The organism is Mesorhizobium sp. M4A.F.Ca.ET.090.04.2.1 (assembly GCF_003999085.1).
Taxonomy (GTDB): Bacteria; Pseudomonadota; Alphaproteobacteria; order Rhizobiales; family Rhizobiaceae; genus Mesorhizobium.
The window spans coordinates 1-10,380 of the sequence record NZ_RZOT01000183.1 but is presented as its reverse complement, the minus strand read 5'-3'; the positions used below and the strand labels follow the sequence as shown (position 1 = coordinate 10,380).

Genomic DNA, 10,380 nt, shown 5'->3' with positions numbered 1-10,380 from the left:
TCGGCCTGATCCGGCTGGCCGAGCCGGCGGACGCGCCGACGATCAAGGTCGCCCATGAGGCAGCGCCAGACAGCGGCAAGACCACGGTCATCGGTTGGGGCAAGATGCAGGACGGCACCTTCCCGACGGCGCTGATGGTCGCCGATCTCGACCTGCAGCCGAACGCGACCTGCAACAGCGGCATCAAGGACATCTACGCCCGCGACCTGAAGGCGGCACTTGGCGATCTCTCCCACCGCATGCGCTATTCGGAAAAGGGCATCGACGCGGCGGCCAGCGCCATTGCCGCCGACATGTCGGATCCGCTGACCAGCAACATGATCTGCGCCGGCACCGCCAGCGGCGAGCGCGATGCCTGCAATGGCGACAGTGGCGGGCCGCTGTTCATGGCCGGCGCCGACGGCCCGGTCCAGATTGGCGTCGTTTCCTGGGGCGAAGGGCCGAATGACGGCAGTGCGGCCTGCGGCCACAAGAACGCCTACGGCATCTATACGCGGCTGGCCAATTATTCCGGCTGGATCGAGGAGAAGATGAAGACCACGCCGGCGCCCGCAAAGCCCAAGGCGGGCGTCGGCACCGCTCAGAAGCCGGCCAAGCCCTGAGCCTGCCACCGCTCTCAAAACAGAAACGGCGGGCAAAGCCCGCCGTTTCCTTTCATGCCATGCCGGCGCCGTCTACTTGCGTGGCGGGCCCTTGCGTTCCGCCGAGGCTGCCCACAAATTGATGTCGGCCTCGCGCGCGTAGCTGTCGATCTCGGCCAGTTCCGCATCGCTGAAGTCGAGCGCCTTCAGCGCGCCGACGCAATCCTCGACCTGTTCCGGCCGGCTGGCGCCGATCAGCGCCGAGGTAACCCGGCCCCTGCGCAACACCCAGGCCAGCGCCATCTGCGCCAGCGTCTGGCCGCGACGCCCGGCAATGGCGTTCAGCGCCTTGATGTTGGTGATCGTCTTGTCGTTGATGAAGGCGGGCCTGAGCGACTTGCCCTGGGATGCGCGGCTGCCCTCCGGGATGCCGCCCAGATACTTGTCGGTCAGCATGCCTTGCGCCAGCGGCGAGAACACGATCGAGCCGACGCCGAGCCCTTCCAGCGTGTCGAGCAGCCCGTCCTCCTCGACCCAGCGGTTGAGCATCGAATAGCTCGGCTGGTGGATGACGCAGGGCGTGCCGAGCTGCTTCAATATGTCGGCCGCCTCACGCGTGCGTTGCGAGTTGTAGGACGAGATGCCCGCATAGAGCGCCTTGCCCGAGCGCACCGCATGGTCGAGCGCGCCCATCGTCTCTTCCAGCGGCGTATCGGGGTCGAAACGGTGCGAATAGAAGATGTCGACATAGTCGAGGCCCATCCGCTTCAGGCTCTGGTCGAGGCTGGCAAGCACATATTTGCGCCCGCCCCACTCGCCATATGGCCCCGGCCACATCTCGTAGCCGGCCTTGGTCGAGATGATCAGCTCGTCGCGATAGGCGGCGAAATCGGTGCGCAGGATTTCACCGAAGGCAGTCTCCGCCGAGCCGGGCGGCGGACCATAGTTGTTGGCGAGATCGAAATGCGTGATGCCGAGATCGAAGGCCCGGCGCACGATCGCCTGCTTGGTCTTGTGCGGCGTGTCGTTGCCGAAATTGTGCCACAGCCCGAGCGAGATCGCGGGCAGCTTCAGGCCGGACCGCCCACAGCGGTTGTAGAGCATTTTCTCGTAACGGTTTTCGGCGGCGACGTAGGGCATGGGAAATCCTCGCATCTGAACGGATTGGGCATGGTTCACCGCAACGCGATGACCATGCCCTGCGGCCCACCCTTTACCCTCTCCCCAAGGGAAGCGGGAGAGGGCTGGTAAAAATTATCGATAATCGCAGCGATCTACTTCTTCTTGACCAGCAGGTCCTTTGCTTCCTTGACGCCAAGTGCGGCTGGCCGCTCGCAGGTCGTCTGCATGGCAACGAACTTGCCCGTTTCGCCCGAGCGCAACAGGCCGGTCATCACATCGACGGCGTGCAGCGCCAGCTCCATCGAACAGCGATGCGGCCGTCCCTCGGCGATCGCCAGCGCCATGTCGGCGAGGCCGGCGGTGCGGTAGTTGGCCATCATTCCTTGCGAATGCATTTCGTTCGGGACGCCGAACGGATGCTTCCATTTCGGCAGCTTCTTGACCGGTTTCGCCGCCTCGGTGAAACGCACGTCGCCACCGAAGAAATTGGGATCCGGCACATACACTGATCCGGCCTCGCCATAGAGCTCCATCGGCGCATGACCATGGCTCCAGACATCCCAACTGGTGTTGAGCGTCACCACCGCACCGTTCTCGAATTCCAGCAAGCCGTGGATGGTGGTCGGCGTGTTGACCGGGATTTTCTCGCCCGCGCGCGGTTTGGACGAAATCGTCCGTTCCTTGGCCGGCGTCGAGGCGAAGGCCGCGACCTGCTTCACCGGCCCGACCAACTGGATCAGATTGGTGATGTAATATGGCCCGATGTCGAGAACCGGGCCGGCGCCGGGCTGGAAAAAGAAGTCCGGATTGGGATGCCAGTGCTCCATGCCATGACCCATCACATGGCAGGTGCCGCTGGTGATCTTGCCGAGCGCGCCGGTGTCGATCAGGTTGCGCACCAGCTGATGCGCGCCGCCAAGGAAGGTGTCCGGCGCCGAGCCGATGCGCAGTCCCTTCTTCTCGGCTCGGCCTTTCAGGTCGAGCCCCTCCTTGATCGACAGCACGAACGGCTTTTCCGAATAGACATGCTTGCCTGCGTCGAGCACCTCTTTCGATACCTCGTAGTGCACCGCGGGAATCGTCAGGTTGACGATAATGTCGATATCGTCCGCCTTGAGCAGCCCCTCGACCGTCTCGGCGCGCAGCTTGAACTCCTTCGCCCGCGCCTTCGCAGCGTCCATGTTGATGTCGGCGCAGGCGCGCATCTCGATGCCGCGGAACAGCGGCGCCAGCGAGAAATACGCTTTCGAGATGTTGCCGCAGCCGATAACGCCGATACCCAGTTTCTTTGCCATGTCGATTGTTCCTAGTAAGCCTTGACGGATGCAATGGAGCGGCGGGCGAAGCGCTCGATGTCGTTGGGGTTGTCCTGCTCCATGACAAAGTACCTGGCGGCGCTCTTGGCCCGCAACGTCTTGATCAGGCCGGCCCAGTCGATCGTGCCATGGCCGACATCCGACCAGCCGTCTTCGTCAAGGCCTTCGCCCGGCTTGGCGATGTCCTTGACATGGACGGCGCTGATGCGCTTGCCGTGCTTCTCGATCCAGGGCAGCGGATCCTCGCCGCCACGCACCACCCACGCGACGTCCATCTCCCAGCCGATGTCGGGCGCGACGGCAAACATGTGGTCCTGTGGCACCGAGCCGTCGGCAAGCTTCTTGAACTCGAAATCATGATTGTGCCAGGCAAAGCCATAGCCGGCCTTCTTTGCCGTCTCGCCCACCTTGGCCAGCCGTTCGCCGAAACCGCGCCAGCCGGCGGCATCGGCCGGCCTCTGCTCGATGACCAGATAGGGGCAGATCAAAAGCGTGACGCCGAGCGCATCGGCGATTTTGCGCACGCCGTCGAAGTCCTTCTCCAGCGCGTCGATCGAGAAATGCCCCGTGGGCATGGCCAGCCGGTTCTTGTCGAGCTCGGCGCGGAAGGCCTTGGGATCATCATAGACGCTGCCGAATCCTTCGACCTGGCTGTAACCGAGCTTGCCGAGCGTCTGCAGCACGCCGTCCCACGGCTGGAAATTGCGGGCGCTATAAAGTTGGAATGACCAGTTCATCGTCTCTATTCCGTTTTTACTTGGGGGATGGATCTGTTGGGATGTATCTAAAGGCGGTTGCCGGATTGGGCGTCGAAGAGCGAGGCGCGCATCGGATCGAAACCGATACTGACCGAATCCGCGTTGCTTGGCGTGCGCTCCGATGTCACCCTGACGGTGAAATTCTGCCCGCCGAGCTTAAGCCAGACCAGCGTGTCGGAACCCATCGGCTCCACCACCTCGACATTCGCCGTCGCCGAAAACGGCCAGCCCGCGCCGCTGTTGAAGGCTACATGCTCGGGCCGGATGCCGAACACGGCCGGTCCCGGCGCCGGCTCCTTCTCGAAGGCATAGGTGCCAAGCGGAATGCGCACATCCTCGACGGCGAAATGCCAGTTGCCGTTGTCCTTCTCCAGACTGCCGTCGATGAAGTTCATCGCCGGCGAACCGAGGAAGCCGGCAACGAAGCGGTTGACTGGCCGGTTGTAGATCGTCTGTGGCGCATCGAGCTGCTGGATGACCCCGCCCCTCATGACGGCGATGCGGTCGGCGAGCGTCATCGCCTCGATCTGGTCGTGGGTGACGTAGATCATCGTGTTCTCGAGCTTGCGGTGCAGGAGCTTGATCTCGACGCGCAGTTCCGAGCGCAGTTTGGCGTCGAGATTGGAAAGCGGCTCGTCGAACAGGAAGACATCGACATCGCGCACCAGCGCCCGTCCGATCGCCACGCGCTGGCGCTGGCCGCCGGAGAGCGCCGAAGGCTTGCGCTGCAACAGCGGCTCGATCTGCAGGATCTCCGCCGCCCGCGCGATGCGTTTGGCGATCTCTTCCTTCGGTACGCCGGCAACGCGCAGTCCGAACGAGAGGTTCTTCTCCACCGTCATCTGCGGATAGAGCGCGTAGGACTGGAACACCATGCCGATGCCACGGTCCTTGGGCTCTTCCCAGGTGACGTTCTTGCCCTTGATGAAGATGCGACCGTCCGAGATGTCGAGCAGGCCGGCGATGCAGTTGAGCAGGGTGGACTTGCCGCAGCCCGACGGCCCGAGCAGCACGATGAACTCTCCCTCGGCGACGTCGAGGTTGAGAGTCTCCAGCACTGACACCGACCCGAAATTCAGCGACAGGTCCTGGATCGACACGCTAGGATTGGCGATGTCCATCATCATCCTTTCACCGCGCCGGCGGCGATGCCGCGCACGAAAAGCTTGCCGGAAATGAAGTAGACGATGAGCGGCACGAGGCCGGTCAGGATGGTGGCGGCCATGTTGACGTTGTACTCCTTCACGCCCTGCACCGAATTGACGATATTGTTGAGCTGCACCGTCATCGGATAAGTGTCCGGCCGCGTGTAGACGACGCCGAACAGGAAGTCGTTCCAGATGCCGGTGACCTGCAGGATGACGGCGACGACGAAGATCGGCAGCGACATCGGCAGCATGATGCGCAGATAGATACCCCAGAAGCCGGCGCCGTCGACGCGCGCCGCCCTGAACAGCTCTTCCGGCATCGAGGAGAAATAGTTGCGGAACAGAAGCGTCAGGATCGGCATGCCGAAGATCGAATGCACGATCACCAGGCCGCTCAGGCTGCCATAGAGGCCGATCTCGCGCAGGATGATGACGATCGGGTAGATCATCACCTGATAGGGGATGAAGGCGCCGACGATGAGGATGACGAAAAACGTGTCGGCACCCTTGAAGCGCCAGTTGGCGAGCGCGTAGCCGTTTACCGAGGCGATCGCGATCGACAGGATCACCGAGGGGACGGTGATACGCACCGAATTCCAGAAGCCGCGCGAGAGCCCGTCGCAATTGAGGCCGGTGCAGGCCTGCGACCACGCCTTGACCCAAGGCTCGAAGGTGATCTCCAGCGGCGGCGAGAAGATGTTGCCGAGGCGGATCTCCGGCATGCCCTTGAGCGAGGTGACGACCATCACATAAAGCGGCAGGAGGTAGTAGACCGCCACCACGATCAGCGTGCCATAGAGAAAGATGTTGCGGCGCGAGAACACGTGCCGCGGCTTCGGCCCGCTCGGTTCCGTGGCTTCGCGCCTGAGAGCATCGGCGGTGCTGGGCAGGGGGATGGCAAGCTCAGACACGCTTCTTGCCTCCGAATTCGAGATAGGCCCACGGCACGATGACGATCACCACCGACAACAGCATCATGGTCGATGCGGCAAAGCCCTGGCCGAGGTTCTGGGCGAAGAACATGTAGTCGTAGACGTATTTTGCCGGCACCTCGGAGGCGATGCCGGGCCCGCCGCTGGTCTGGGCCACCACCAGGTCATAGACCTTGACGATGCCGGCGGCGATGATGACCAGCGTGGTGATGAAGACCGGCCGCATCATCGGAATGACGATGAACAGATAGGTCTTCCACATCGGAATCCCGTCCACCCGCGCTGCCTTCCAGATATCCTCATCGATGCCGCGCAGGCCGGCGAGCATCAGGCACATGACGAGCCCGGTGCCTTGCCATAGCGCCGCGATCGATATGCCGTAGATGACGATGCTGGAATTGTAGAGCGGATCGAAGCTGAAGCTTGTCCAGCCGAGGCTTCGCACCACGCCCTGAATGCCGAAGTCCGGATTGAGCAGCCACTGCCATACCAGGCCGGTGACGATGAACGAGAGCGCGAAGGGATAGAGGAAGATCGTGCGGAATGTGTCTTCGAAGCGGATTTTCTGGTCGAGCAACGCGGCGAGGATGAAGCCGATCGCCAGCGAGAACACCAGCGAAATGACGCCATAGATCAAGAGGTTCTCGATCGAGATCAGCCAGCGCGGCGTCGCCCACAACCGGTAATACTGGTCGAGGCCGACGAAGTTTAGCCGCGGCAGCAGTTTCGAGTTGGTGAAGGAATAGAGCACCGTCCATGCGGTGCCGCCGACGAAAACCACCAGCGCGGTGAGGATCATCGGGATCGAGGCGACCTTCGCATTGAGGTTGCGGAAAAGCTGGTTGGGGCGTTCGCTCTTGCTCATCTCGACAGCCGGGCTGGGGCAATGACGACATCACGCTCCTGACCCCGGATAGGCTGGGGCCAGGAGCTGGCGGGGGCGCCGTAATCAGTCGGCAAAAGCAATCAGTCCGCCGAAGCGATGATGTCGGCGAAACGCTTCTGCGCGTCTTCTACGGTCAAGTCCGGCTTGGCGAAGAATTCGGAGAAGAGATCCTCCTTCTGCTTCTGGCTGTCCTGCGACATCAACTGGTCGGTCCAGGGCATGACGCTGCCCTTGGCCAGGATGTCGAGGCCCTTCTTCATGCAGTCATTCGCCGCTTGCAGGTCGACGTCGCCGCGCACCGGCAGCGAGCCCTTCTTCAGGTTGAAGGCAACCTGCGTCTTGGGATCGAGCAGCGTTTCGGCCAGCACTTCCTGCGCCTTGGACTTGTCGGCGTCCTTCAGCAGCGGGAAGTAGAAGGCATCGCCGCCGGTGGCAATCACCTCGTTCAGCCCAAGGCCTGGAAGGCAGGTATAGTCCTTGCCGGCGGTCTGGCCGGCGACCTGGAATTCGCCCTGTGCCCAGTCGCCCATGATCTGGCCACCGGCCTTGCCGGTGATGACGAGATTGGTTGCCTGGTTCCAGTCCTGCACATTGGTGTTCTTCGCCATCTTGCGGGCATCGTCCGCGGCCTTGAATACCTTGGCGACCTCGGGCCCGGCGGCGAATTTCGCGTCCTTGTCCTTGTAGACCTTGAGGAAGGTATCGGTGCCGCCGACAGCCGCGAGCAGCACGTCGAAGGCGCCGGAGGCCTGCCAGGGCTGCCCACCGACGGCGAGCGGGATGATGCCTGCCTTCTCCAGCGCAGGGGCGGCCGCCACATATTCATTCCAGTTCTTCGGCACCGGCACGCCGGCCTTTTCGAAGGCCGCGTTGGACAGCCACAGCCATTGCCAGGAATGGATGTTGACCGGCACGCAATAGATCTTGCCGTCGATGGTGCAGCTGTCGAGCAAGCTCTTCGGCCGCACGACTTCCGTCCATTTGCCCTTGGTGGCGATATCGGTGAGGTCGCGCATCAGGCCGGCCTGCACCAGCTCTTCCGCCTGCCTGCCGTGGTTGAACTGGGTGGCGCCCATCGGGTCGCCGCCGGTGATGCGGCTGATCATGATCGGCCGCGCCGTGCCGCCGGAACCGGCGATGGCGCCGTCGACCCAGTGATTGCCCGTTGCGTCGAAGGCCTTGGCCAGCTCGGCAACAGCCGCCGCTTCGCCGCCGGACGTCCACCAATGGGTGACTTCCAGATCGGTCGCGGCCGCCGGACCGGCGAACTGCAGCGCGGCCGTCGCCGCCAGCGCAGCAGTCAGGATTTTGTATCGCATTTCGGTTCCTCCCAAGAATCTGAAACGTTACAGATTTTCGATACGGCAATTGCACGATATGCGCAACCCCTTACGCAAAGGCCGCTTCGATATTTTTCGGAGCGCGAACAAAATAGTTCCGCCGGGCACGAGTTTGTGCACCGCAATACGCAAAGCTGCGCTGCAAAACGCTAGAAGCTGGTAAAAAACTTGCTCGAAACGCCTTTCGCGCTGATTCCCAACGACTTTCCGAGCCGGGCGAGCAAGCCGGGAAAAAGCAGACCTGGGGCCGGCACGGACAACGGTCGTGACAATCTGTAACGTTTCAGTGTATGGGAGTTTTGTCGGACTGGAAGCTACCCGCCTGACGATAGCGGGCGATTGCCGGCCGACCCGGCGACTGCTATGCGCCTGACGGGCGGGACGATATGGACAGGGACCAGACGGACAGGGATGGCGAAGCGCCGGCCAGGCCGACGCTAAAGACGCTTGCCTTCATGACGGGGCTGGGCGTCACCACCGTGTCGCGCGCCTTGAAGGACGCCCCCGAGATCGGCGCCGAGACCAGGCGGCGCGTGCAACTCGTCGCCAGGCAGATAGGCTACCGGCCGAACCGCGCCGGCGTGCGCCTCAGGACCGGCAAGACCAATGTCATCAGCCTCGTGCTCAACACCGAGCGCGAGATCATGAGCTTTGTTTCGGACATCATCTACGGTGTCTCGGAGGTGATCGCCGACACGCCCTATCACCTGATCGTCACGCCCTATTCGCGCTCGCAGGATCCGCTGGATCCGATCCGCTATCTGGTCGAGACGGGCTCGGCCGACGGCATCATCATTTCGCGCACCCAGCCGGACGATCCGCGCGCCCGCTACATGCTGGAGCGCGGCATTCCCTTTGCCACGCACGGCCGCACCGACATGGGGCTCGTGCACCCCTATCATGATTTCGACAACTACGCCTTCGCAGGCGAGGCGGTGCGCTATCTCGCCGGCATCGGCCGCAGCCGGCTCGCCCTGGTGACGCCACCGGTCGGCCTCACCTACTATGGCCATACGCTGAACGGCTTTGCCGATGCGCTGAGTGAAGTCGGCGCCAGCGAGGTGCCGTTCAACACCGTGTCCATCGACCAGTCGATCGAGCAGATCAGGATGCGGACGGCGCAGCTGATGCGGCGCCGGGACCGGCCGGACGGCTTCGTCAGCAGCGCCGCCGCGGCGACGCTCGCCGTCGTCGCCGGCATCGAGGATGCCGGCCTGAAGCTCGGCCGCGACGTCGACGTGGTGTCGAAGCAGTCGTCGGAACTGCTGCATCTGTTCCGGCGGGAACTGCTGGTCGTCAACGAGAACTTCCGCCTCGCCGGCTCCGAGCTGGCCCGCTCGGTGCTCGGCTGGATCGGCGGCGCCGAACCCGGCTCGCTGCAATCGCTCAGCACGCCGAGCGAGGTTCAGCCCTATCGCAGCTGATTGGCGCGACTTGAAAGGCAGGTCAGGCCGAGTCGGAGTCGAAGACGAGCGCGCGGCGATCAAACTGGGTGGCTTCCGGGAACCGGAGCGGAGCGTACTTGAAGTACGTGAGCACGCGCATGACCCCGAAAATCAGAAAGATTTTCGGAAAGGATCATGCGCTAGAGCAATTCCAGGAAAACTGTGTAACGGTTTTCCGTCCGGAATTGCGCAGAAACAATTAGTTAGAGCGGGTCGGCGATTCTATGAAACGCTGAACCGCTCTAAGTCAAAATGCTACAGCGTCCTTTGCGCGCCCGTCCGGACGCGCGGCGCTGTAGAAGCGCAGGAGGCCGCCATTTGCAGGCCGGCCTTACCTGCCCTTAGGCCGCGCCGCTGCCCCAGGGTCCATGGAACGCGCCCTGCTCGCCGATGCGCTCGAAGCCGTGCGCGCCGAAGAAATCACGTTGCGCCTGGATCAGATTGGAGGTGCCACGCCCCTGGCGGTAGCTGTCGAAGTAAGCGAGCGCCGACGACAGCGCCGGCACCGGCGAGCCGGCTTCCGACGCCCGCGCCACGATCCTGCGCAGTGAAGGATGCGCCTCCTGCATCATGGCGATGAAGGCCCGCGCCATCAGCAGGTTCGTCGACGCGCTGCCAGAGCCGAACGCCTCGGCCATCGTGTCCAGCATCTGCGAGCGGATGATGCAGCCGGCGCGCCAGATCTTGGCGATGGTCGGCATCGGCAGGCTCCAGTTGAATTCCTTCGAGGCGCCGCTCATCACCGCGAAACCCTGCGCGTAGGCGGCGATCTTGCCGGCGAACAGCGCCAGCTCGAGATCCTTGAGCAGGGCGGCCTTGTCGCCAGCGATCTTGGCGACGCCGATATTGCCA

The 10,380-nt window shown here is 63.1% G+C and carries 9 protein-coding genes and 1 pseudogene; 2 read left to right on the top strand and 8 right to left on the bottom strand.

Annotation, left to right across the window (positions count from 1 at the left end; all coding sequences use genetic code 11):
* Nucleotides 1-602, top strand: a 602-nt coding sequence (locus tag EN781_RS14920; RefSeq protein ID WP_127400094.1) for a trypsin-like serine protease, incomplete at its 5' end; no start/stop codon positions are given.
* A 72-nt stretch (nucleotides 603-674) separates the two neighbouring features.
* Here EN781_RS14920 and mgrA read toward each other — a convergent pair.
* The 7 genes from mgrA to EN781_RS14885 all read right to left on the bottom strand — a co-directional run bounded on the left by mgrA (nucleotide 675) and on the right by EN781_RS14885 (nucleotide 8,062).
* Nucleotides 675-1,721 (bottom strand): L-glyceraldehyde 3-phosphate reductase, encoded by a 1,047-nt coding sequence (mgrA, locus tag EN781_RS14915; RefSeq protein WP_126058251.1) that lies wholly within the window; start codon nucleotides 1,719-1,721, stop codon nucleotides 675-677.
* A gap of 134 nt (nucleotides 1,722-1,855) precedes the next feature.
* Nucleotides 1,856-2,998: a Gfo/Idh/MocA family oxidoreductase gene (locus EN781_RS14910; protein ID WP_126058250.1), complete on the bottom strand. Its 1,143-nt coding sequence runs from the start codon at nucleotides 2,996-2,998 to the stop codon at nucleotides 1,856-1,858.
* 11 nt (nucleotides 2,999-3,009) lie between these two features.
* On the bottom strand, nucleotides 3,010-3,756 hold the full coding sequence (locus EN781_RS14905; RefSeq protein ID WP_126058249.1) for a sugar phosphate isomerase/epimerase: 747 nt from the start codon (nucleotides 3,754-3,756) through the stop codon (nucleotides 3,010-3,012).
* Between the two features lie 47 nt (nucleotides 3,757-3,803).
* A complete protein-coding gene (locus tag EN781_RS14900) occupies nucleotides 3,804-4,901 on the bottom strand; it encodes an ABC transporter ATP-binding protein (protein ID WP_126059357.1) in 1,098 nt (365 codons plus the stop codon).
* Complete coding sequence (locus EN781_RS14895) at nucleotides 4,901-5,821, bottom strand: carbohydrate ABC transporter permease (RefSeq protein ID WP_245455782.1); 921 nt, start codon at nucleotides 5,819-5,821, stop codon at nucleotides 4,901-4,903. The genes EN781_RS14900 and EN781_RS14895 overlap by 1 nt, the downstream gene beginning before the upstream one ends.
* 7 nt (nucleotides 5,822-5,828) lie before the next feature.
* Nucleotides 5,829-6,722 carry a sugar ABC transporter permease gene (locus EN781_RS14890; protein WP_126058247.1) on the bottom strand — a complete coding sequence of 298 codons (894 nt, stop codon included), beginning with the start codon at nucleotides 6,720-6,722 and terminating at the stop codon, nucleotides 5,829-5,831.
* A 101-nt stretch (nucleotides 6,723-6,823) separates the two neighbouring features.
* Nucleotides 6,824-8,062 (bottom strand): ABC transporter substrate-binding protein, encoded by a 1,239-nt coding sequence (locus EN781_RS14885; protein WP_126058246.1) that lies wholly within the window; start codon nucleotides 8,060-8,062, stop codon nucleotides 6,824-6,826.
* A gap of 407 nt (nucleotides 8,063-8,469) precedes the next feature.
* Between EN781_RS14885 and EN781_RS14880 the strand changes: the two genes are divergently transcribed.
* Nucleotides 8,470-9,507, top strand: coding sequence for a LacI family transcriptional regulator (locus EN781_RS14880; protein ID WP_126058245.1), 1,038 nt, complete (start codon nucleotides 8,470-8,472; stop codon nucleotides 9,505-9,507).
* Nucleotides 9,508-9,869: 362 nt separating this feature from the next.
* Here EN781_RS14880 and EN781_RS14875 read toward each other — a convergent pair.
* A pseudogene (locus tag EN781_RS14875) lies at nucleotides 9,870-10,380 on the bottom strand (NADP-dependent phosphogluconate dehydrogenase); the annotation flags it as partial.